This window comes from Parahaliea maris (genome assembly GCF_008064665.1).
GTDB classification, from domain to species: Bacteria; Pseudomonadota; Gammaproteobacteria; order Pseudomonadales; family Halieaceae; genus Parahaliea; species Parahaliea maris.
The window spans coordinates 460,595-482,906 of the sequence record NZ_VRZA01000001.1 but is presented as its reverse complement, the minus strand read 5'-3'; the positions used below and the strand labels follow the sequence as shown (position 1 = coordinate 482,906).

The 22,312-nt window shown below is 63.5% G+C and carries 19 protein-coding genes; 9 read left to right on the top strand and 10 right to left on the bottom strand.

The genetic code is table 11. The annotated features are described in order from the left end of the window. Window positions 1-876, top strand: coding sequence for a glycosyltransferase family 2 protein (locus FV139_RS02100; RefSeq protein ID WP_148066580.1), 876 nt, complete (start codon window positions 1-3; stop codon window positions 874-876). Window positions 877-942: 66 nt separating this feature from the next. Here FV139_RS02100 and FV139_RS02095 read toward each other — a convergent pair whose 3' ends face one another. Beyond that, entirely contained in the window at window positions 943-1,422 is a 480-nt protein-coding gene (locus tag FV139_RS02095) for a winged helix-turn-helix transcriptional regulator (RefSeq protein WP_148066579.1), read from the bottom strand. Between the two features lie 193 nt (window positions 1,423-1,615). Between FV139_RS02095 and ald the strand changes: the two genes are divergently transcribed. Then, window positions 1,616-2,755: an alanine dehydrogenase gene (gene ald, locus FV139_RS02090; protein ID WP_148066578.1), complete on the top strand. Its 1,140-nt coding sequence runs from the start codon at window positions 1,616-1,618 to the stop codon at window positions 2,753-2,755. Window positions 2,756-2,959: 204 nt separating this feature from the next. Here ald and FV139_RS02085 read toward each other — a convergent pair whose 3' ends face one another. From FV139_RS02085 to FV139_RS02075, 3 genes are all read right to left on the bottom strand, one after another. Beyond that, the gene (locus FV139_RS02085) at window positions 2,960-5,140 is read right to left on the bottom strand and encodes a malate synthase G (protein WP_148066577.1); all 2,181 of its coding nucleotides are present in this window, start codon (window positions 5,138-5,140) and stop codon (window positions 2,960-2,962) included. A gap of 166 nt (window positions 5,141-5,306) precedes the next feature. After that, complete coding sequence (locus FV139_RS02080; protein ID WP_148066576.1) at window positions 5,307-6,419, bottom strand: PepSY-associated TM helix domain-containing protein; 1,113 nt, start codon at window positions 6,417-6,419, stop codon at window positions 5,307-5,309. A 16-nt stretch (window positions 6,420-6,435) separates the two neighbouring features. Further along, window positions 6,436-8,559, bottom strand: coding sequence for a TonB-dependent receptor (locus tag FV139_RS02075; RefSeq protein ID WP_235898487.1), 2,124 nt, complete (start codon window positions 8,557-8,559; stop codon window positions 6,436-6,438). A gap of 311 nt (window positions 8,560-8,870) precedes the next feature. Between FV139_RS02075 and FV139_RS02070 the strand changes: the two genes are divergently transcribed. Further along, window positions 8,871-10,466 (top strand): ABC-F family ATP-binding cassette domain-containing protein, encoded by a 1,596-nt coding sequence (locus FV139_RS02070; protein WP_148066575.1) that lies wholly within the window; start codon window positions 8,871-8,873, stop codon window positions 10,464-10,466. A gap of 60 nt (window positions 10,467-10,526) precedes the next feature. Here the strand turns inward: FV139_RS02070 and FV139_RS02065 are convergent, their stop codons facing one another. Continuing rightward, window positions 10,527-11,483, bottom strand: a complete 957-nt coding sequence (locus tag FV139_RS02065) for a LysR family transcriptional regulator (protein ID WP_148066574.1) — start codon at window positions 11,481-11,483, stop codon at window positions 10,527-10,529. A 159-nt stretch (window positions 11,484-11,642) separates the two neighbouring features. Between FV139_RS02065 and FV139_RS02060 the strand changes: the two genes are divergently transcribed. Both FV139_RS02060 and rraA read left to right on the top strand, forming a co-directional pair. Beyond that, a complete protein-coding gene (locus FV139_RS02060; protein WP_148066573.1) occupies window positions 11,643-13,412 on the top strand; it encodes an acyl-CoA dehydrogenase in 1,770 nt (589 codons plus the stop codon). 29 nt (window positions 13,413-13,441) lie between these two features. Further along, window positions 13,442-13,918: a ribonuclease E activity regulator RraA gene (gene rraA, locus FV139_RS02055; RefSeq protein WP_148066572.1), complete on the top strand. Its 477-nt coding sequence runs from the start codon at window positions 13,442-13,444 to the stop codon at window positions 13,916-13,918. A 17-nt stretch (window positions 13,919-13,935) separates the two neighbouring features. Here rraA and nadC read toward each other — a convergent pair whose 3' ends face one another. Next, complete coding sequence (gene nadC / locus FV139_RS02050; RefSeq protein WP_148066571.1) at window positions 13,936-14,769, bottom strand: carboxylating nicotinate-nucleotide diphosphorylase; 834 nt, start codon at window positions 14,767-14,769, stop codon at window positions 13,936-13,938. Between the two features lie 135 nt (window positions 14,770-14,904). Between nadC and ampD the strand changes: the two genes are divergently transcribed. The 3 genes from ampD (at window position 14,905) to FV139_RS02035 (ending at window position 18,578) form a co-directional block, all read left to right on the top strand. After that, window positions 14,905-15,453: a 1,6-anhydro-N-acetylmuramyl-L-alanine amidase AmpD gene (ampD, locus tag FV139_RS02045; RefSeq protein WP_235898486.1), complete on the top strand. Its 549-nt coding sequence runs from the start codon at window positions 14,905-14,907 to the stop codon at window positions 15,451-15,453. Between the two features lie 93 nt (window positions 15,454-15,546). Continuing rightward, window positions 15,547-17,124: a sigma-54-dependent transcriptional regulator gene (locus tag FV139_RS02040; RefSeq protein ID WP_148066570.1), complete on the top strand. Its 1,578-nt coding sequence runs from the start codon at window positions 15,547-15,549 to the stop codon at window positions 17,122-17,124. Continuing rightward, on the top strand, window positions 17,124-18,578 hold the full coding sequence (locus FV139_RS02035; RefSeq protein ID WP_148066569.1) for a serine/threonine-protein kinase: 1,455 nt from the start codon (window positions 17,124-17,126) through the stop codon (window positions 18,576-18,578). The genes FV139_RS02040 and FV139_RS02035 overlap by 1 nt, the downstream gene beginning before the upstream one ends. A gap of 52 nt (window positions 18,579-18,630) precedes the next feature. Here the strand turns inward: FV139_RS02035 and FV139_RS02030 are convergent, their stop codons facing one another. Continuing rightward, window positions 18,631-19,521, bottom strand: a complete 891-nt coding sequence (locus FV139_RS02030) for a 2-dehydropantoate 2-reductase (protein WP_148066568.1) — start codon at window positions 19,519-19,521, stop codon at window positions 18,631-18,633. 90 nt (window positions 19,522-19,611) lie between these two features. On the opposite strand from FV139_RS02030, the gene FV139_RS02025 reads away from it, so the two are divergent. Continuing rightward, window positions 19,612-20,094: a YajQ family cyclic di-GMP-binding protein gene (locus tag FV139_RS02025; protein WP_148066567.1), complete on the top strand. Its 483-nt coding sequence runs from the start codon at window positions 19,612-19,614 to the stop codon at window positions 20,092-20,094. A gap of 411 nt (window positions 20,095-20,505) precedes the next feature. Here FV139_RS02025 and FV139_RS02020 read toward each other — a convergent pair whose 3' ends face one another. The 3 genes from FV139_RS02020 to FV139_RS02010 are packed head-to-tail and all read right to left on the bottom strand — an operon-like array spanning window position 20,506 to window position 22,243. Next, on the bottom strand, window positions 20,506-21,399 hold the full coding sequence (locus FV139_RS02020; RefSeq protein WP_187276358.1) for a choline kinase family protein: 894 nt from the start codon (window positions 21,397-21,399) through the stop codon (window positions 20,506-20,508). Further along, on the bottom strand, window positions 21,366-21,992 hold the full coding sequence (gene pnuC / locus FV139_RS02015) for a nicotinamide riboside transporter PnuC (RefSeq protein WP_187276357.1): 627 nt from the start codon (window positions 21,990-21,992) through the stop codon (window positions 21,366-21,368). The genes FV139_RS02020 and pnuC overlap by 34 nt, the downstream gene beginning before the upstream one ends. Beyond that, the gene (locus FV139_RS02010) at window positions 21,989-22,243 is read right to left on the bottom strand and encodes a YkoF family thiamine/hydroxymethylpyrimidine-binding protein (protein WP_148066565.1); all 255 of its coding nucleotides are present in this window, start codon (window positions 22,241-22,243) and stop codon (window positions 21,989-21,991) included. The genes pnuC and FV139_RS02010 overlap by 4 nt, the downstream gene beginning before the upstream one ends. Between the last annotated feature and the right edge of the window lie 69 nt (window positions 22,244-22,312).

The window sequence follows — 22,312 nt, the reverse complement described above, 5'->3', positions numbered from 1 at the left end:
GTGGATATTTCCATTGTGATTCCCGCCAAAAATGAAGAGGAGGGGCTCAGGAAAACACTTCCAAAATTAGTAGAGGCATATCCAGAGGCTGAGCTGATTGTCATCGACGATGGCTCTACTGATGGGACTAAGCAGGTCTGCCAGCAACACGGAGCCAAGGTAATTTCCCACTCCTACTCCAAAGGCAACGGCGCCGCCATCAAATCCGGCGCCCGCGCCGCCACTGGCGACATCATCGTCTTCATGGACGGCGACGGCCAGCACGATCCCGAGGACATTGCCCGTCTGCTCGAGAAAATGGACGAAGGCTACGACATGGTCGTCGGCGCCCGTGGCGGGTTGTCGGACCAAGCCAGCGTAGCGCGTTGGGGGGCTAACAGTGTGTATAACCGCCTCGCCAGTTGGATGGTCAACAAGGAAATCCCCGACCTGACCTCCGGTTTCCGCGCTGTGCGCCGCAAAAAGTTTCTGAGCTTTCTTTACCTGCTGCCCAATGGCTTCAGCTATCCAACCACCTCAACGATGGCGTTTTTCAGGGCGGGTTATTCGGTCGGCTTCATTCCCATCAAGGTTTTCCAGCGCGTGGGCAAAAGCCACATCAATCTGGTGCGCGACGGGGTTCGTTTTTTCCTGATTATCTTCAAGATTGGTACTCTCTATTCGCCACTAAAGGTCTACTTCCCCACGGCCGTGGGAGTAGCTGGGATTGGATTTCTGAATTATCTGTTGGCGTGGGCCACTTCAGGCTCGCTGCGTTTCACCAATATGAGCAGCGTGTTGGTGTTGGCGGGGATGATCATCTTCCTGATGGGCTTGCTCTCGGAGCAGCTCACTAATCTTCAGTATAAGGATGTTGATTCGGACCCCGAAGACTGAACAGTGGATTCCCGCCTGCGCGGGAATGACTCACGGGAAATATTGGTCTTTACGGAAGGGTGCAAACTAATAAGGCACCTTCAACGCCAACGTCTCCTTCACCTGCTCCATCACCACATAACTGGTTGATTCCAGTACCCCCGGCAGGGTCAGCAGCGTCTCCCCCAGAAACTCCCGGTAGGCCGTCATGTCGGCCACTCGCGCCTTGATCAGGTAGTCGAAGTTACCCGATACCAGGTAGCACTCCTGCACCTCCGGCAGGTCAAAGGCGTTGTTCTTGAACTCCTCAAAAATATCCTGGGCGGTGCGATTCAGGCGGATCTGCACGAACACGACCAGGCCGGCGTCCAGGTACTCGGGGTTGAGGATGGCCTGGTAGCCGCGGATTACGCCCTCGCGTTCGAGGCGTTTCACCCTCTCTTTACACGGGGTGGGTGACAGCCCCACTTCCTTGGCGAGGTCGACGTAGCTCATGCGGGCGTCAGCCTGCAGCAGTCTCAGGATTTTGCGATCGATGCGGCTCAGGGTGTGGGCGCGGCGTTCCATGGTGTTCCTGCAGAATTTGGTTATATCAACCGGTGATTGTCATGTTTACAGAGTTTGATCTAGCTGAGAACGCTGTTTTATAGGAAATACGTCAATTAAATCCTGTCTATAGGGTGAAAATACAGCGAAAACCCTCGTAAAGCTCCCCTAAACTGTACTTTTACCACATTCCCTATAGAGAGGAGCCCACGCAATGTTGATCGGTGTACCCAAGGAAATTAAGAATCACGAGTACCGCATTGGCTTGACGCCCGCTGGTGTCAAAGAGTTTGTCCAGCAGGGCCACAGCGTGCTGGTGGAAAAGGACGGTGGGTTGGCGATCGGCTTTGACGACGCACAGTATCAGTCTGCGGGTGCCGAGATCGTGGCGACGGCCGACGAGATCTTCGCCCGTGCGGAAATGGTCATCAAGGTGAAAGAACCCCAGCCCGAAGAGTGCCGCAAGCTGCGCCCCGGTCAGCTGCTGTTCACCTACCTGCACCTGGCGCCCGATCCCGAGCAGACCCGTCTGCTGCTGGATTCCGGCACCACGGCGATTGCCTATGAAACCGTCACTTCCGATGGCGCGGGCCTGCCCCTGCTGGCGCCGATGAGTGAAGTGGCTGGCCGCATGGCCATTCAGGCCGGTGCCCACAACCTGGAGAAAGCCCAGGGTGGCAACGGCATGCTGCTGGGTGGTGTGCCCGGTGTTGAGCCGGCGCGGGTACTGGTCATTGGTGGTGGCGTGGTCGGCATCAATGCGGCGCGCATGGCCATGGGCCTGGGTGCGGATGTCACCATCCTCGACAAGTCGCTGGACCGCCTGAAAGAGCTGGACATGATCTTTGGCGGCCGCCTGAAGTGCATCTATTCCACTGCCGATGCCATTGAGCGCCACGCGCTGGAAGCTGACCTGGTTGTAGGTGCAGTACTGATACCTGGAGCGGCTGCGCCCAAGCTGATCAGCCGCGATCTGGTAAGCCGCATGAAGCCGGGCTCGGTGCTGGTGGATGTGGCCATCGACCAGGGCGGTTGTTTCGAAACCAGCCGTGCCACTACGCACCAGGATCCGACCTACGTAGTCGACGGTGTGGTCCACTACTGTGTGGCCAATATGCCGGGCGGCGTCGCCCGTACCTCCACCATGGCGCTGACCAACGCGACCCTGCCCTACGCGCTGAAACTGGCCAACCTGGGTGTTGAAGCCGCACTGGAGCGCGATGTGCACCTGCGCAACGGTCTGAACGTCCACGCCGGCATGATTACCTGCGAAGCGGTGGCTGAGGCGCTGGATTATGATTATGTGGAGCCGATGACGGCGCTTGGGCGTACGGCGCTGCAGCAGTCGGCTTGAGGTTCGGGCGGGGTCGTCGCTGGTGGGGAGGCCGAATGAATTCGGCCCTACACGCCAGGGCTACCCCCCTGTAGGGCCGAATTCATTCGGCCGTCAATCCGCCCGGGGCAATCCCTCCCGTAGGGCCGAATTCATTCGGCCGTCAATCCGCCCGCGGCAATCCCTCCTGTATGGCCGAATTTATTCGGCCGATACAACCGCTCCTCAGTCCCCGTACTTCGCCTTGGCCTCCCGCCGACGGCGATGCAACACCGGCTCGGTGTAACCATTGGGCTGGGCACAACCCTCGAACACCAGTTCACAGGCCGCCTGGAAGGCGACCGAATCAGCGAAGTCGGGTGCCATCCTACGATAGGCGGGGTCGGCCGCGTTCTGCTGGTCCACCACCGCGGCCATGCGCTCCAGCGTTTCCCGTACCTGGGCCTCGGAGCACACCCCGTGGCGCAGCCAGTTGGCGATGTGTTGGCTGGAGATTCGCAGGGTGGCGCGGTCTTCCATCAGGCCGACGTTATTGATGTCGGGGACCTTGGAGCAGCCCACGCCCTGGTCGATCCAGCGCACCACGTAGCCGAGAATGCCCTGGGCGTTGTTGTCCAGTTCGCGCTGGATGTCCTCGGGGCTCAGCCCCGCTGCACCCCTCAGGGGGATGCTCAGGATGTCATCCAGCGAGGCGCGTTCACGGCTGGCCAATTCCTCCTGACGCGCAGCCACGTTCACCGTGTGATAGTGGGTGGCGTGCAGGGTCGCCGCGGTGGGCGAGGGTACCCAGGCGGTGTTGGCGCCGGCCTGTGGGTGACCGATCTTGGCCTTGAGCATGTCCGCCATCAGGTCCGGCATGGCCCACATGCCCTTGCCGATCTGGGCGCGCCCCTGCAGGCCGCAGGCCAGGCCGGTGTCCACGTTCCAGTCCTCGTAGGCGTTAATCCAGGGTTCCTGCTTCATGGCACCCTTGGGCGTCATGGCGCCGGCTTCCATGCTGGTGTGAATCTCGTCACCGGTGCGATCGAGGAAGCCGGTGTTGATGAACACGACCCGCTCGGCGGCGCAACGGATGCATTCCTTGAGGTTGATGGTGGTGCGGCGCTCTTCGTCCATGATGCCGAGCTTCAGGGTATTGCGTGGCAGGCCGAGCGCTTCCTCGATGCGGTCGAACAGCTCGCAGGTAAAGCCCACTTCCTCCGGCCCGTGCATCTTCGGCTTCACGATGTAGACGCTGCCCTGGCGGGAATTGCGTGGCTGGCTGCTGTCCTTTTTCAGGTCGTGCAGGGCGATCAGGGAAGTAAACATCCCATCCATGATGCCTTCGGGAATTTCCTTGCCCTCGGCATCCAGGATCGCCTCATTGGTCATCAGGTGTCCCACGTTGCGAATGAACATCAGGCTGCGTCCCGGTAGGACCAGCTCCGAGCCATCGGCGGCGGTGAAGGTTCGGTCAGGGTTGAGGCGGCGCGCCAGGGTTTTGCCGCCCTTGCTGAAGGACTCGCTCAGGTCACCCCGCATCAGGCCCAGCCAGTTGCGGTAGACCACGGCCTTGTCTTCGGCGTCGACGGCGGCCACGGAGTCCTCGCAGTCCTGGATGGTGGTCAGGGCGGCCTCGAGCACAACGTCTTTCACGCCGGCGGCGTCAGTGGCGCCAATCGGGTGGGTGGCGTCGATCTGGATGTCGATGTGCAGGCCGTTGTGGCGCAGCAGTACGTTGGTGGGCGCATTGGTCTCGCCGGCGTAGCCGCGGAACTGACCGGGGTCGGCGAGGGAGGCGATCTGGCCGCCCTTGAGTACCACCTGCAGGGCGCCGCCAACCACGGTGTAGGCCTTGGCCTGGCTGTGATCGCCGGTGGACAGGGGGCAGTGGCTGTTGAGGAAGTCCCGGGCCCAGGCTATCACGCGATCGCCGCGAACCGGGTTGTAGCCGCCGGCTTTTTCCGCGCCGCCGTCTTCGGGGATCACATCGGTGCCATAGAGGGCGTCGTAGAGGCTGCCCCAGCGCGCATTGGCTGCATTCAGGGCATAGCGGGCGTTCATTACCGGCACCACCAGCTGGGGGCCGGCCAGGGTGGCGATCTCTGCGTCCACGTTCTCGGTGGCGATGCTGACGGCGCCGGGTTCGGGGAGCAGATAGCCGATATCCTGAAGGAACGCCTTGTAGGCAGCGCGATCGTAGTCGGCGCCGGGTTGGTCGCGATGCCAGGCATCAATGCGGGCCTGGATGGCATCCCGCTCGGCGAGCAATTCGCGATTCCGTGGTCCGAGGTCTGTCACGATGGCCTCCAGCGCTGCCCAGAATTCGTCCGGGGACACGCCGGTGCCCGGTGCAATCTCCTGCTCCAGCATGTCGTGCAGCACGGCGGCTATTTGCAGGCCGCCTTTCTGGATTCGCTCGCTCATGGTGTACATCCTTTGGTGGCCGCCGTTGGCGGCGGTGAAATACAAGGTGGTGAATTAGAAAGTAAAGCGGAATTCTAGGAGGGTACCCAAAATTTAGCTAATTTATCGTTTTTATCGCGAGCATTCCGGGCTTGAATGTGGGCTGGACTGTCGCTGATGCCCGGCCTCAGGCGGCCGACGAGTGTCGGCGGTTTCGCCGGTGGCGCCAGCGGGTGTAGTAATGGCTGCCACCGGTATAGGCCAGCCATGCCAGGGCGAGGCTCGTTACCAGCATCAGCGCGCGGTAGCCGCCGGGCATGCCGTATCCGGAATGCAGGGGATATAACTGGTTCACCAGGCGCCGTGCGTTGCTCGATTGGTCGGAGCGCTCGCTGATCACCAGTTCACCGGTGTCGCTGTTGACGACAACGGAGGTCCGTCCGTTTAGGTGCCATTCGCCGGGAAGGCGAAAACGCACTTTCGTGTAGGTGCTGTCCTGCTCCTGGTAGGTACGGATGTAGGTGGGCCAGCCGTCGGGTACGGCAGCCTGCGCAGCCCGATAATCCCGGGCGATGCCGGGTACGCCAGCGGGCATGGCGGCTATCTGCCGGATTTCTGTGGCTACCGGCGGTAGCAGCGGTGCGACCAGCTTCTGCCACAGCATGACCGAGCCGGTAAGGAATGCCAGTAAAAGCAGTGGACTGACCAGTGCACCGGCATGGCGGTGGTACTGCAGGCTACGTGAGGCGGTGTAGTTGCGCGGAATGACCCAGCGCCAGCGAAACGCGCGGCGTCCGGGCCACCACAACAGCAGGCCGCTCACGGTCAGGAACAGGGCCAGTATCCCGCAGAGCAATAACAGGCTCTGCCCCCAGCGACCGGTGAGCAAATCGACATGGAACTCGCGCAGCAGGGTCAGCAGGGCCAGGATGCCCAGGTTGTCCTGGTAGGTATCCAGCGTGGCAAGTTCCAGTAGTTCAAGCGCGTGACCGTGGCGTACCGTCCAGTAGGGCTCACCCGGGTTGGGGGCCTTGAGGCTGATGGGAGAGCCGGCGCCGCGCTGAAACTCCAGTTGTTGCAACTGGCTGGCGATTGCGCCGTGGCTGTAGTCCGGCGGCAGGGTTGCATGGGGCGTTACCGTCAGGCGGATTAACTCCTTCTGGTATACCAGCACGCCGCCGCTGATGGCGCTGGCCAGCAGGACAAGCAGTGCCGCCAGCCCCGCCCACAAATGCCAGCGCCACAGCCCACCCGGGCGTGGCCTGGGTGGGCGACGGCCGCCTGTTGCCCCTGCAGTCACGCTCCGCTCAGGGCAATCAGAAGTAGCGCTGGTAAGACAAACCGAAGCTGCGGCCCACGCCCTTGAAGTTGCGCAGGTCGTTGGGGCTGCTCTGGGAATAATAGGTGTAGTAGTCCTCGTTGCCGAGGTTCTGGACCGAGGCACTGACCACCCCGCCGAAGATTTCCAGATCGGCCATCAGGTCCACGGTGGTGTAGCCGTCGAAGGAGTTGACGGTCACGTCCTCGCTATCCCGCACCTTGCGGTCGAACAGGTGGTTAAGCTGCAACCGGGTGTTCAGCGTGCCGGTCCAGCGATGTTCCCAGCTCAGGTTCAGGCGGTCGGGGGAGATATTGGTGCCGCCCAGGTCCGAGTCCACTTTACCGTCCTGGTCGGAGTCGAAACGCCCTTCGGCCTCAGCGTAGCGCAGCCCAAATACATCGGCCTCGGTGAAAGCCCAGTCGGCACGGAATTCCAGGCCGTCAACGTCGGTCTTTTCCCGCTTGACGGTGTAGATGCCGTCGTCGCCCCGTTGCAGGCGCTGGCCGAAGTCCGAGTTGGAGGTGTAGTAACTCAGCTGGGCGCTGAGCGTGCCGTTGTCGAACTCCAGGCCAATTTCCGAGTTCTCGGTGAGAATCGGAGTCAGGTCCAGAAAGGTCTCGACATCCTGCCCCGGCTCGTTGATGCCGCGAAGGACCCGGCCCACGTCGGGCATGGAGAAGGCCTCGGCATAGTTGGCAAATACCCGCCAGCTGTCGGTGAACTGGTATGTCCCCCCAGCGTTATACAGGGTTTCAGAAAAGTCGGGGTTACCGCCGCGCACGAACTGGCTACCGTATCGGTACAAGGTCGTGAAATCGTCCACCTCCAGTTCCGACTGCTCATGGCGAACACCGGCCGTCAACGTGACCCGCTCGATGCCGCTGTATTCCAGTTGCAGGTAGGGCGCCAGGTTGTCGTACTTTGTTTCCGGTACCCAGGTGCGGCCGGTCTGGATCAGCGCCTGCCAGGTTTCGTCCTGCAGCACGTCCAACCCGTACACCAGCGACAGCGGCAGGCCGCCGATCTCGTCTGCGAACAGGGTCAGCTTGAGGCCGATTTTTTCCGAGTTATTCTGGGACTGGTCGATCAGGTCGGGCCCGTAAGCCGGGTCCTGGAAGGTGGCGATGGGGGTGATCTGGGCGCCGTAGGTGGCCTCGAAATCCTGGCGAAACGCCTGCAGGCGTAGTTCCTGGCCGAACCACTCGGCGTTACGGTAATCGAGGCTGACGGTCGTGACCTTGTTGCGGGCTCCTTCTGCCGGCAGGTCGCCCTTGACGGCGCCGCTGGGGATGTCGGCATCCACATCGCCCGGTACCGAGATCCACTTGTGGTTGCTCTCGATGTCGTAGCGGTTAACCATCAGCTCGATGCGCTGGTCATCCCAGTCGTAGCCGGTTTTCAGGAACAGATCCAGCGACTCCGAATCCATGGTGTCGCCCTGGGTGTTGTCGACTCCGATGACGTCGCCGTTGGCATCGTAGGCCATGCCGGTGCTGCGGTAGCTCACGCCCGCCAGCACATCCGCGGCGTCGAAGCTGTTGGACAGGCTGTATCTGAGTCCGTAGTCCCCGCTCTCGCCAATATCCTCACTCTGGAAGGCGCTATCCACGCGAAGATGTTGTTCGAAGGTCTTGCTGGGTCGCTTGGTAATCAGGTTGATGATGCCGCCGGCGGCACCCAGGCCGTGAATCGCGTTGGCACCGTGCAGTACCTCCACGCGCTCCAGCAAAGTGGGGTCGACGGTGTGGCCGTCCCGGCCGCCGTTGCGGAGCGGGTTGGACTGGGGGACGCCGTCAATCAGGTACAGCGGTTTGCGGCCGCGCAGGGTTTCACCGGCGTTGGTCATTTTCTGGCGAGCCGGGGAGAAGCTGGGCACCAGATTGCCCAGCACCGTGGAGATGTCGTTGTGGATGGACAGCTGGCGCTCCAGTGAAGCCTGGTCTATGACGGTCACGGTATTGGGAATGGTGCTGAGGGGCTTGTCCACCCGGCTCGAAGTCACGATCACTTCCTCGATTTGTCCGGTCGCCATCAGTGGCGTGGCGACCGTTGCCGTGACCAGCAAAGCCGGCAGGCGCAAGGCAGTGAGCTTGAGAGAGAGGGGCGTTGAGGTGTTCATTGCGCGTCCTTACGACTGGTGCGGGGCGCCTCTTCAGGGGTGCCCGCTGAGTTTCAAAAGTGGTTGAGAAGTATATTGATATTAAGAATCATTATCAATAAGTGCGGGCTGGGATTGATGTCAGCAAGGCCCTTTCATCGGTAAGGGCAGGGCTATAAAATGCCCGGCAGCGCGGGTTGTGGTTGCCCACGCTTCCCCTTGACCCACTGCAGAGGAGTGCATCGACATGGATTACGCAGTTTTCGCCGTATCGCGGCCTGTTGCGCAATTTGTTGATGTCACCTGTTCCTCACGAGGGGGAATTCCAGACCATGCCTGCACTTTCTACCAAACGTTACACAATCACACTCCACGACCTCTCTGCTGCCACGCCTGAGGGGCGTCCACTTTTTTCCAGCCTCAACCTTGGCTTCGGGCCCGAACGAACCGGTCTGGTCGGCGCCAATGGTGTGGGTAAATCCACCCTGCTGCGGCTAATCGCCGGAGATTTACAGCCCATAGCCGGTGCCATTGATGTCCAGGCTCGCTGTGCCTGGTTGCGGCAGGGGCTGAATGTCGACGCCCAACAGACGGTGGCGGACCTGTTCGGGTTGCGTGAACCCCTGCAGTGCCTGGCGCGCATCGAGCGGGGCGAGGGCAGCGAGCGGGATTTTTCCCAGGCCGACTGGACTCTCCCCGCCCGGCTGGCCCAGGCGCTGGAGCAGACGGGGCTCAGCCTGTCTGCAGATACCTTGCTGGGACACCTGTCCGGGGGGCAGCGTACCCGGGTCGCCCTGGCCGCTTTGCTGTTCCAGCGTGCGGACTTCCTGTTGCTGGACGAGCCCACTAACGACCTCGACCGCGAGGGGCGACAAGCGGTGGCGGAACTACTCGATCAATGGCGCGGCGGTGCCCTGGTGGTCAGTCACGACCGCAGCCTGCTGCAGCGGATGGACAGTATCGTCGAGTTGACCTCCCTCGGCGCCACCCGTTACGGCGGTAACTGGGAGCACTTCCAGGCGCGCAAATTCGTGGAGCGGGCTGCCGCGGAGCGGGAACTGATGGATGCCCGCAAGACGCTGGCGTCGGTGAGCCACAGCGCGCAGGTCACGGCTGAACGCAAGGCTCGTCGCGATGGCGCCGGGCGGCGCAAGCGAGCCAGGGGAGATGCTCCCAAAGTGCTGCTGGACAAGCGCAAGGAACGCAGCGAAACGACCGGTGGAGGCAATGCCCGGCTGGCCGAGGCCCGGCGAGCCCAGGCCGAAGAGGCGCTGGCTGCCGCCAGAGGCAAAGTGGAGGCGACCCGTTCCCTGACGGTGGCGCTGGCCTCCACCGGGCTGGCAACGGGCAAGGCGATGCTGCGCCTGGACGGGGTCTGCGCCGGGTATGCAGCCCGAGGGCCTGTTCTCGAAGCGGTATCGCTGGCGATAAACGGGCCTGAGCGGGTGGCCGTCACCGGGGCCAACGGCAGCGGTAAATCTACCTTGCTGGCGGTGATGGCCGGTGAATTGACACCCTCTGCCGGGATGGTGGAACGCCCCGTGGCCTGTGCCCGCCTGGACCAGAGCGCTGGTTTGCTCGACAACGCCTCCTCGGTGTTGCAGAACTTCACCCGGCTGAATCCGGGGGAGGGCGAGGAGGCTTGTCGTGCCGCGCTTGCCCGGCTGGGCTTCCGGGCGGCCGCCGCACTGCAGTTGGTGTCGAGCCTGAGTGGGGGCGAGCGCCTGCGAGCGGCCCTGGCCTGTGTGCTGGGAGGGGTTGCGCCGCCGCCTTTGCTGCTACTGGACGAGCCCACCAACCACCTCGACCTGGAGGCCATCGCCGCCGTCGAGGCCGGACTCAATGCCTACGATGGCGCCCTGGTGGTGGTGAGCCACGATGACACGTTTTTGCGCAATATTGGCATCACCCGGCGAATAGAGCTCTGATACCCGGGTGGGGCACGGCTTGCTCTGCCCCCGGGTAATGGCGTTTGCAGCGAACGACGATCAGGGCAATGGCGCCTGCCCGTCCATTTCCCTGGCGGTGTCGGCAATCAGCTTGCGCAGCCACTTGTTGGCGGGGTTGTGTTGCAGCAGGGGGCTCCAGGCCATTTTCAGTTCCAGCGGCGGGATATCCAGGGGTGGCTCCCGCAGGACCACGCGGGGGTTATCGCGCTTGAGCATGGCGGCGCGGGTGGGCAGGGTGACCACCAGGTCGTTTTGTTCGGCCAGGGTCATCGCGGCCTGGTAGTGGCGGGTGAAAACGCGTATCTGGCGCTTCTTGCCCAGCTTGGCGAGGGCCGTGTCCACCCAGCCCAGGCGCTGGACATCGTCCGGGTCCACCCCGACGCCCACACCCATGCCGGTCTTACTGACCCAGATGTGTTTCGCCGCGAGGTAACTGTCGAGAGTGAAGTCGTCGAGCAGGGGGTTTTCCGGGCTCAGCAGGCAGGAAAAGCTGTCGTTCCACAGATGAATCTGGTGGAAGGACTGGGGCATGGAGTCAAAGCGGTTGATCACCATGTCGACCTTGCCCCGCTCCACGTCGAGAAAGCTCACGTCCGAGGGGGTCATGATGTCCAGGGTCAACCCGGGGGCCTGGTTGCGCAGTTTGCCGAGCACCGTGGGCAGCAGGGTCGATTCGGCGTAGTCGCTGGCCATGATCCGGAAGACGCGGCTGGCTTTCTCCGGTTCGAAGGCGGAGCGCGGTTGCACTGCGCGGTCGATTTCCGTGAGCACGTCGCGCACCAGCGGTTCCAGTTCCAGGGCCCGCTCGGTGGGCGTCATGCCGTCAGAGGTGCGCACCAGCAGCGGGTCGTCGAACAGTTCCCGCAGGCGGCGCAGGCCATTGCTCATGGCGGGCTGGGACAGGTTGAGCTGGTTGGCGGCCTGGGTCACATTGCGCTCGCGCAGCAGGGCGTCCAGGTAAACGAGCAGGTTGAGGTCGACGCGGTTCAGGTTCACAGGCGCTCCGGGCAGTTATCCATTCATCTTATTCAGCCGGTGAATGTTTGGGATGCCGGCTATTGATTGGGAAAATTATACGCGCCCGGCTACAATTGCCAATGTGCTCCGTTCGGAGTCACGTCGCTTCATTCATCCCACTGCTATTTCGGAAACACCATGGCTAACTATCGCGCCCCCCTTGAAGATATGTCCTTCCTGATTGACGAGCTCCTCGACGCCGGTACCCGGCTCGGTGAACTCCCTGCCTACGCCGAACTCGGTGTGGGAGCAGAGCTGACCACTGCCCTGCTGGACGAGGCGGCCAAGCTGGCGGGCGATGTCATTTCCCCCCTGCGCCGGGTGGGCGACGAGCAGCCGGCCACCTGTGAAAACGGCGTGGTGACCATCTCCCCCGGCTACGCCGAGGCCCTGCAACAACTGGGTCAGGGTGGCTGGCAGGGTATTTCGGCCGACCCGGAGCACGGTGGCCAGGGCCTGCCGGAACTCTATTCCACCGCGGCGTTTGAAATGTGGAACAGCGCCGACATGGCCTTCGCCCTGCAGCCCATGCTGAGTGCCGGAGCCGCGCTCGCCATTGCCGCCCACGGCAGCGAGGAACAAAAGCAGGCCTGGCTGCCGAAGATGTACAGCGGTGAGTGGGCCGGCACCATGAACCTGACCGAGGCCGGCGCCGGATCCGACCTCGGCGTGATGAAAGCGCGGGCGGTGCCCGAGGGCGACCACTACCGCGTCTACGGCCAGAAAATCTTTATCACCTGGGGCGATCACGAGGCCTGCGACAACATCGTGCACCTGGTGCTGGCCAAGCTGCCCGACGCGCCGGAGGGTAGCCGCGGTATCTCCCTCTTTATCGTGCCCAAATTCCTGGTGAATGCCGATGGCAGCCCGGGTGAGCGCAATGACGTGTACCCGGTATCCGTCGAACACAAGCTGGGCATTCATGGCAGCCCCACCTGCGTGATGGCCTTTGGCGACAGTGAGGGCGCCATCGGCTACCTGCTGGGTGAGGAGAATCGCGGCCTGGCCTGCATGTTCACCATGATGAACGAGGCGCGCCTCAAGGTCGGTATGCAGGGCCTGGGCATGTCCGTGGGCGCCTACCAGGAGGCGGTGGAGTACGCCCGGGAGCGGGTGCAGGGCGGGGTGCCCATCATCCAGCACCCGGACGTGCGCCGGATGTTGCTGACCATGAAGTCCCTCAACGAGGCCATGCGCGCGCTGGTGTACACCGAGGCACTCAGCATGGACCTGGCCCACGCCGGCCCCGAGGACGAGCGCGCAGCTGCGCAAGTGCGGGTCGACCTGATGATCCCGATCATCAAGGGTTGGATGACCGAAGTGGGCCAGGAGCTGACTTCCCTCGGCGTGCAGGTGCACGGCGGTATGGGGTATGTAGAGGAGACCGGTGTGGCCCAGTTCATGCGCGACGTGCGCATCGCGGCGATCTACGAGGGCACCAACGGTATTCAGGCCGCTGACCTGGTCGGGCGCAAGCTGGGCCGCGATGGCGGCGGCGCCATGCAGGACATCCTGGCGCAGGTAGCCGACACAGTCAGCGCACTGCGAGCGGCCGACAATGAGGACCTGACGGCGATTGCCGGGCCCCTGGCCAGCGCACTGGCGGGGCTGGAGGCAACCACCACACAGATTGTGGCCAGCCTGAAGGAAGACCCTGCGGTCGCCATGGGCGCGTCCTTCGACTACATGATGCAGGCCGGTTACCTGCTGGGTGGCTGGCACCTGGCGCGCTCGGCACTGCTGTGCCAGCAGCGGATCGCCGAGGGCACTGAGCGGGACTTTTACGCCCGCAAGATAGCCACCGCGGCGTTCTACGCCGAGGTTATCCTGCCCCGCTGTGAAAGCCATGCCAGTGCCCAGGGCGGCGCCGGCGGCCAGCTGCGTCACTACCGCGAAGACTGGCTCTGAAACCCTCTCAACAGGAGATCGACGTCATTATGCTGTCCACACCTGACCTTTCCGACGCCGCCCCCGAGGCCCTGGCGATCGAGTTGCCCTTCAACAACTACGGGGCGCACAAGCACTTTAGCGGTCGCGCGGTCACCATCAAGTGTTTCGAGGATAACTCCCTGGTCAAGGCCCTGGTGGAGGAGCCGGGGCAGGGCAGGGTGATCGTGGTGGACGGCGGCGGTTCCCGCCGCCGTGCCCTGCTTGGCGACATGCTCGCGGAAAAGGCGGCTGCCAATGGCTGGGCCGGGCTGGTGATCTACGGTGTGATCCGCGACGTGGACGAGATCGGGCAAACTGCCCTGGGTGTTCAGGCCCTGGGCACGATTCCGCTCAAAACCGACAAGCGCGGCGAAGGCCAGCGGGACATTCTCCTGCACTTTGGCGGGGTGCTCATTGCACCCGGAGATTACATCTACGCCGACAATAACGGTGTGTTGGTGAGCAAGGTGCCGCTCACCGTCTGACGGCAGTCTGCGCCGGGTCAGTCCAGGCGCATGGACAGGTCCATGGCCTTGCAGTCCTTGGTGAGGGCGCCGATGGAGATGAAGTCCACGCCGGTTTCCGCCACCGGGCGCAGGGTGACGTCGGTGATGTTGCCGGAGGCTTCCAGCTCCGCCCGGCCTTTTGCCAGGGTGACCGCCTCGCGCATTTTTTCCAGGCCGAAGTTGTCGAGCATGATGCGGTCGGCACCGGCCTCCAGGGCCTGGGCCAGTTCATCCATGGTTTCCACCTCCACTTCCACCGGCTTGCCGGGGGCGACCCTGTGTGCCTGCTCCACCGCCCTGGCGATACCGCCGCAGGCATTGATGTGGTTTTCCTTGATCAGGAAGGCGTCGTAGAGGCCGATGCGGTGGTTGTGACAGCCGCCGCAACTCACCGCGTATTTCTGGGCGATACGCAGGCCGGGGATGGTTTTGCGGGTGTCCAGCAGGCGCACCCCGGTGCCCTCGACCTGGTCGGCGTAGCGGCGGCAGGCCGTAGCCGTGCCGCTGAGCATCTGCAGGAAATTGAGGGCGGCGCGCTCCGCGGTCAGCAGGGCGCGGGCGGGGCCGGAGAAGGTGAACAGGGTGTCATTGGCAGCCACTGCGTCGCCGTCGGCCTTCAACCACTCGACCTGGATGCCTGTATCCACGGCACTGAAGACCGCGTCCACCCATGGGCGGCCACAGAGAATGCCCGCCTCGCGGGTGATGACCTGGCCGCTGGCCCGGGTGTCGGCTGCGATCAGCTCGGCGGTGATATCGCCAGGGCCGATGTCTTCGGCCAGGGCGGCTTCCACGTTCTGGCGGATAACGTCTGCGGGCAGCTGAAGCATGGGAGAAACTCGAATCTGTGCGGGAGGGCGATTCTAGCAGTTAGGCTCCCGGGCGTCAGTGCCGACCATTGAGCCCCCGCTCATTGAGCCAGGCGAGCGGCCTCAATTATGATGGGGCCGGTATCAGGAGAACCCATGCCCTACCAGATCGAGCAGGGCTGGCTGCGGCCGGCACGCATTGTCCCTTCCCCCAATTTCGGCCCGCGTCCGGAAGGCGTGGCGGTGGATTTACTGGTCATCCACAATATTTCCCTGCCCCCGGGAGAGTTTGGCGGCGACGGCGTCGAGCGGCTGTTCACCAACTGCCTGGACTGGGACGCCCACCCCTTCTTTGCTGAAATTCGCGGCCTGGAGGTGTCCTCCCACCTGCTGATTCGTCGCTGCGGCCAGGTGCTGCAGTTCGTCAACCTGCTGCAGCGCGCCTGGCACGCGGGGCTTTCCAGCTACGCGGGACGCGACAATTGCAACGATTTCAGCGTCGGCATCGAGCTTGAAGGCACTGACGACACAGCCTATACCGAGGCCCAGTACCGGGAGCTCGCTGCGGTTACGGATTGCCTGCTGGCCACCTATTCCTCGATGTCTGCCCAGCGGATTGCCGGCCATTGCGATATTGCGCCGGGGCGCAAGACCGACCCGGGGCCGGCCTTCGACTGGCAGCGCTACCGGCGCCTGCTGGGGTAACCCCGGATTCGCAGTGTGCAGTGGCGCCCCCTGAGCTGACTGCTAAACTGCAGGAAAGAGCAAAAATTGTTCAGGGGCCTCCTCCACTCGGTAATGTCGGACTCATCACGCACGGAAGCGACTCTCCCCACTCTGGCTGCCAGCTTGTCGGCGGATTCCGGCCAGTCGGTGCTGAGCCTGACGATTTTATTCCACCCGGATCCCGAGCGCATCGGGGACTACTGGGAAGGCGAGCTGAAGTCCCGCCGCCGCAGCCTTCAACTCGGTCGTCACCAACCCGAATTCACCGGCCCCAGGGGTAGCCCCCGGGGGCTGGATGACGATCACGTATCACGCCAGTCCCTGCAGTTGAGTTTTGGCCGCGACGGCCTGCAATTACGCCGGCATACCAACGCCTGTCGCTGCCGTCTCAATGGCCACGTCCTTGGTGGGCAGGACCTGGGTGGTGAGTCCCCCGGCGGTGACGCTATCTTCCTGGAGCCGGCACAACTGGCCGAAGGCTGTGTGGTGCAACTCGCCCACACGGTGGTGCTGTGGTTGCATACCGGCCCACCGCGGGGCGCCAACCCTACCGGTGTGGCGCAGTCACTGTTGGGGCGCAGCGCGGGGATGTGCGCGTTGCGCCGCGAGATAGCCCGACTCGGGGCCACCGACTTCGATGTCCTGGTGCTGGGGGAAACCGGTGCCGGCAAGGAAGAGGTGGCCAGGGCCCTGCACCGCGCCAGTCCCCGCTCGGGACGCGCTCTGGTGCCCGTGAATATGGCGGCAATCCCCGAGACCCTGGCACCTTCGCTGCTGTTTGGCAGCGCCCGCGGCGCCTTCACCGGTGCCGGTGCCGCCAGCCGGGGCTTTTTTCGCCAGGCCGAGGGCGGCACCCTGTTCATGGACGAGATCGGGGCCGTCCCTCCCGCTATCCAGCCGCAGTTACTGCGGGCCCTGCAACAGCGGGAAATACAGGTGGTCGGCGGCGATCTGGTTGCGGTGGATGTGCGCGTTATCGCCGCCACGGACAGCCCGCTGGATGCCGGAGACTGCAATTTCAGTTCGGCCCTCCGGCACCGGCTGGGCAGCCTGGAGATCCGGGTGCCTTCATTGCGCTCCCACCGGGAGGATCTCGGCCTGTTGCTGTGGCACTTCCTGCGGACCGAGGCTCCCGGGCTCGGCAGTGAATCCCTGTTGCCCGGAGTACAGGGCGACCCGCTTGCCGTGGCTCGCTGGGCGGAACTGTTTCAGCGCTTTGCGCTTTATAGCTGGCCGGGGAATATTCGGGAGCTGGCGAACGCGGCCCGGCAATTGCTGGTTGCGAGCGAGCGCCAGCTGGTAATGCCTCCGGGTCTGGAAAGTCGGATGCGGGCGGATACGGGGGAGGTGGATGCGCCGGCTGAGACTTTGCCGGAGCGCCCGAGAGTGGATGAGGCCATGTTCAGGCGAGCTCATATCGACAGCGAATACGAGGCGGCGGCCACTGCCCGCAGCCTGTCGATTTCCCGGCAGGCGGTGTACCGCCTGATCGAAGACTCCGGGGAGTTTCGCCTCGCCTCCGACGTGCCCGAAAAGGAGCTGGAAACGGCGCTGGCCGAGGCGGAAGGTGATGTGCGCCAGGCCGCCCTCACCCTGAGGGTTTCCTACCAGGGGCTGCGCGCCCGCATGCGTCAACGCGGGTCCCGGTAGTGGCGCGACCCCAGCTGTCCGGGCCGCGCATCGGCCCCTATCGTGTGCTGCGCCTGATTCGCCAGGGTGGCCAGGGGAGTGTGTATCTGGGCTACGACTCCCGCCTGCAGCGCCGGGTGGCCATCAAGCTCTACCACCTTCCTGCGGCGACGCGGGCTGAGCGCCGCAAAGTGGTGAACGAGGCGCGGATCATTGCCGGCATCGACAGCGAGCGGGTGGTCAAGATTCACGACGTCATTCTCGCCGGTGACTACCTGGCCATGATCATGGCCTATGTGCCGGGCATCGATCTCGAAGAACTGCTGCAGCAGGGCCCACCCAGCCTCAATGCCCTGCTCAACGTGGGTATCGATGTTGCAGCCGCGCTGGCAGCCATCCGCCAGCAACGCATTGTTCACGGCGACCTCAAGGCCAGCAATGTGCTGGTTTCGGATAACGGCCGCGCACTGCTCAGTGACTTCGGCATCGCAAGGGCCCCCGGTCGCTACCCCGTGGTGCAGGGTGCCGCCAGCGAGAGCGCCCTGTGCCCGGAGCATTTCAGCGGCGAGCCACTGGATGTGCGCTCGGACCTGTTTGCCCTGGGCAGCCTGCTGCATCGCATGGTGAGTGGCGAGCACCCTTTTATCAGCGAGGGCAAGTTGGACCTGCAGCGGCTGCGCGAAGGAGCACCGCCGGCTTTGCCTGACACCCTGGCCGATGGCACCCCGGTGCCGCCAGGGTTGCGCGAGTTGGTCGAACGCCTCTTGCAAAAGCGGCCCGGAGACCGCCCGGACAATACCCACCGGGTGCGCCAGATACTGCGGCAACTGGCCCATGAGCAACCCCAGGCCATGCAGCGCATGCCGCTGGCGGGCGTACGCTCCGATTTACGTCGGGAGTCCGACGATGAGTTGCCTCCGGCACTGCCGCAGGAGTTCAGGCAGCAGGGTCGTTCACAACTGGCAGACTGGCGCGGCTTTGATCAGCTCACGCGGGCTGACCTGCGTAAATTGCTGGGCACGCGTCGGGTGCAGGCCGGGTTGGGCGGTCTGGCCCTGGCGGTCGCGTTGGTGGCGACCTTCATCGTGCCGCGCGCCCACCGCGTCGACATGGCGATGCCGACTGTCGACGTGGGGCAGGGCGTTATCCTGCCCGAGGGGTTGTCAGTGCAGTGGCTGCAGGAGGCCACCTGCCGTGCGGCCCTGGTCAGCAACCGCCATCTGCGCTTCTACAATGCCCCGCCTGCGTGCCCCCTCGCTGGCGAGGGCGTAGCCAACAACCGGCAGCCTCCCCCGGCCCACGAGCAGTTGCAGATAGGCTTGCGCTGTCGTGGTGATATCTGCCTGTTGGGACTCACCCGCCGCGGCGCGACGAATGAACACTACCGGCAGGTTACGCTGCTGCCTGAAATGCCCCTAAGCCGCTGGCAATCGCTGCTGGAACAGCTGGTTGAGACAAGCTTCGACGCTCGCTAGGTGAGGTCGGGGTGGTCTCGATCAGTGCGGCAAGTAGTAAGGGGAGGCGTCGTCATGGCGCGGTCAGGTCCCGGACCGCGTGCCAAAGTGCTTCATTGAGCGGCGCAGGCACCGCCAGCTGTCGGGCCTGGCGCACCAGGTAGCCATTGATGTAGTCGATTTCCGTGCGTTGTCCGCGGCTGACATCCTGCAACATCGAGGAGCGGTTGTCCGCGGTGGCATCGATCACGCTAAAGACCCGGGATTCCAGGTCCGGGAGCACCTGCCCTGCCGCCTCGGCCACCTCCGCAATTTCCCCGCACACATCACGAACCTTTTGCGCCAGGTGTGGGTCGCGTGCCAGCTCGCCGTTGCGGCAGTTGTGCAGTGAGGTCAGCGGGTTGATGGCGCAGTTGACGGCCAGCTTCTGCCACAGGGCCATGCTGATGTCGGCTTCCCATTCGCAGTCGGGCAGCGCCTGCCCGAGGGGGCTGAACCAGGCCGGCGCATCGATCACTCCCGGCATACCCACACGTGTACTCCCGAGACCGGCGTGATGCACCTTGCCGTCCACGGTGCGGTGGGCACCCTGGGTGCTGGTGCCGAAGGCGAGACTCAGGCCCGGCAGCCGGGCCGCTATTTCTTCCGCGTAACCCATGCCATTCGCCATCAGCACGACCTGACTTTGCGGCGTCAGGCGTCGCGCTACACTGCCGATTGCTGCGGCGACATCGTAGGCCTTGGTCAACACCAGCAGCCTGTCGATGGGCGCACTGGCCTCTGGCGCCTGCCACGGAAGCGCATGCCGGCTCGTGCTCAGGCCACAGATCTCCAGCTGCAGCGGCCCACCACCAGGCGGTGTGCTGCGCGGGAGCATGATTACCGATTCGCCCGCCCGGTCCAGTTGGGCCGCGTGCAGGCTGCCCATGGCGCCGCAACCGAGAATGTACCAGGGTAGGGACAACGATCAGCCTCTGATGTTGGGGATTGTAAACTGCGGGGGGCGCATTACCATGTGCTCCTCATTGTTTCTATAAAGGGTCGCGAGGGCACTATGCCATCATTCGACGTGGTATCGGAAGTGGATCTGCATCAACTCACCAACGCGGTGGATCAGGCTTCCCGAATCGTAAAGAATCGCTTTGACTTCAAGGGCGTCAGCGCGTCTTTTGAACGCGAGGAGCGCAGTGTCGTCATCACGGCGGAAGCGGAAATTCAGGTCGCACAAATGGAGGACATGCTGCGCGCAGCACTGATCAAGTGCGACATCGATCCGGCGGCAATGGACTGTGGCGAGCCGGTTACCTCCGGCAAGCAGGTGCGGGAAACCGTTACCCTCCGTCACGGCCTCGACAGTATGCAGTGCAAGCAGCTGGTGAAAAAAATCAAGGACGCCAAGCTCAAGGTACAGGCCCAGATTCAGGGCGACCAGGTGCGGGTCACCGGCAAGAAGCGGGACGACCTGCAGCAGGTGATCGCGCTGTTGCGGGAGATGGAGTTCGAGCAGCCGCTGCAGTTCAGTAATTTTCGGGATTAGGCGGGCAAGGTGCTACCTGGCTAGTGGTACTCCGTAGGCCGGGCGCGATCCGGGCGTACGCCTTTCCGGACACGCTACAAGCACGTCCATGTGCGCTCGGCAACCGGGGCGCCGGACCGTGCCCTCCATGGCCGTTGACGGTCCGGAAAGGCGCACCCCCGGCTCGCGCCCTGCCTCAGAGTGGAATTCCCGCCAGTAAGATTCGAAGTCGTAAATCTGAATATACGACTGGGAGAGCACGTGCGGCGCGCGGAGCCCTTCCGGGACCGTGTGCGACATGGATGTCGCACTCGAGCCTACAGGGACGTATTTACGGCGAGTCCCGGAAGGGTTCCGGGTGCCGTGCGCGCGGTTTCAGTGCTCAATCTGGCCGGGTTTGGAAGGTCCAGAGGCAAGATTCAGGCTGTTGCGTTAGGGTAAACCATTCGATTTCACCCGTTCCGCCGTAGTCCGCAGTGCCCCAGATTTGTTCCTCCACTCCATATTCTCCGGGCTGGTCGCCGCATACCACAGCATCTCGATGTACCGGTATAGCAGGCTGTAGGCGGCCAGGTACTGCCGGTCTCCGGACTCCGGTGCGCGTTGCAAATAAGAATACAACAGCCGTTCGACGTTCTCCGGCGCCAGTTCATCCCCACAACACACCACCGCCAGATCAAACCAGCGCGATCCCATGGCGCAGTACTCCCAGTCCAGCGCGTACAGCTTGCCGCCTGAGTACAGCCTGTTGGCCGCCAGCAGATCGTTATGGCAGAGGCAGCGATCGTTCTGGGTGCGCTGCCAGGCGAGGACCTCGTCCACCGTTGCCGTCAGGCTGCGTAACAGGGCATCCGTAGCGCTATCCATCGTTCCGGTATGGCGGCGGTAGCGGATCGTGCGTTCCTGCAGGTCGAGCCGGTGGTGCAGGGCGGGCAGGGCGTGAATGCGGCGCAGTAGCTGTGCCACATCTTCGAGGTCATCCCGGCTGTCCTCGTCTTCGGGCAGGTAGTGGCACACCAATGCCCCCAGGTCCGGGTTGAAGTAACAGGGTTGTGCCGTCAGTCCAGCCTCAAAGGCACTGTGCAGGGCGTGCCATTCCGCCTGCCGGCTGATGCCGTGGTGGGCCGGGTCCACCCCGTCCAGGCGCACCACAAACTGGCGGCCGTCGTCGCTGGTGACGCGGTAACTGGCATTACTGAAACCTGCGCTGAGCTCGCCCTGAACAGTGGGTTCGGCGCCCAGGGCCGGCAGGCAGCTCCAGTGCCGCCACTGGCCCAGCACCTGGGCCAGCCTCAGCTGGCGGTCGCGCGGTAGTGGTGTAACCACTGCCAGAATCCTGCCACAACGATGACCAGGTAAACCGTAAACAGCAGCGAGAACAGGTACAGCTCCCGGTCGATATAGAGGTAGATGGAGGCGCCGTCGATGACCAGCCAGTAGATCCAGTTTTCCAGCACCTTGCGCGCCACCATCCAGGTGGTCAGGATGGCGCCCCAGGTGGTGAAGGAGTCGAGATAGGGCATGGCGGCATCGGTGTAGCGGGCCAGGAGGTAGCCGCTGAGCGCAGACACCAGCACCACGGCTGAAATAGCCGTGGTGTGCTGGCGCAGGGTCCAGCGACTGATCGGGCGCTGGCCCTCGTCGTCGATCTGCCCCTGGCTGCTCTGTTGCCACTGCCACCAGCCGTATACCGCCATCGCCAGGTAGTAGACTTGCAGGGCAGATTCCATCACCAACCCTACCTGCCAGAACAGGTAGAGCGAAATGGCCGTGCCGGCGAAGGCGGCGTACCAGCACCACAGGCTTTCGCGCACCGCCAGCAGGAGGTAGGCAACCCCCAGCACCACCGCGATGAGTTCCCAGCCGGACATGGCTGCGAGCGCGGTGGCCAGGTGCTCGGGGAGCCCGCCTTCTGTCATCGGCTGATCTCCAGCTCACCGGGGATGAACTTGCACACCAGGACCTGCTTGCCGTACTGCTCGAAGTTGGCCTTGAGTTCCTGGCGCACGATGGCGAACACCCGGTCGAAGTCGCCACAGATTTGGGTGCTCATGGCGTTGGTGACAATCACCAGGTCGCCGTGCTCCCGCAGGCGATCGATAAAACCCTGGATGACCGGAATGTATTCTTCCTGCAGGGGGTAGAGGCTGAGTTCAGCCGTCAGTTTCATGCTGCTTTCCTGTATGTCTGACATGCAGTGTTACTCCGTAATGATGATTCAAGAGTAGCTGGAATCGGC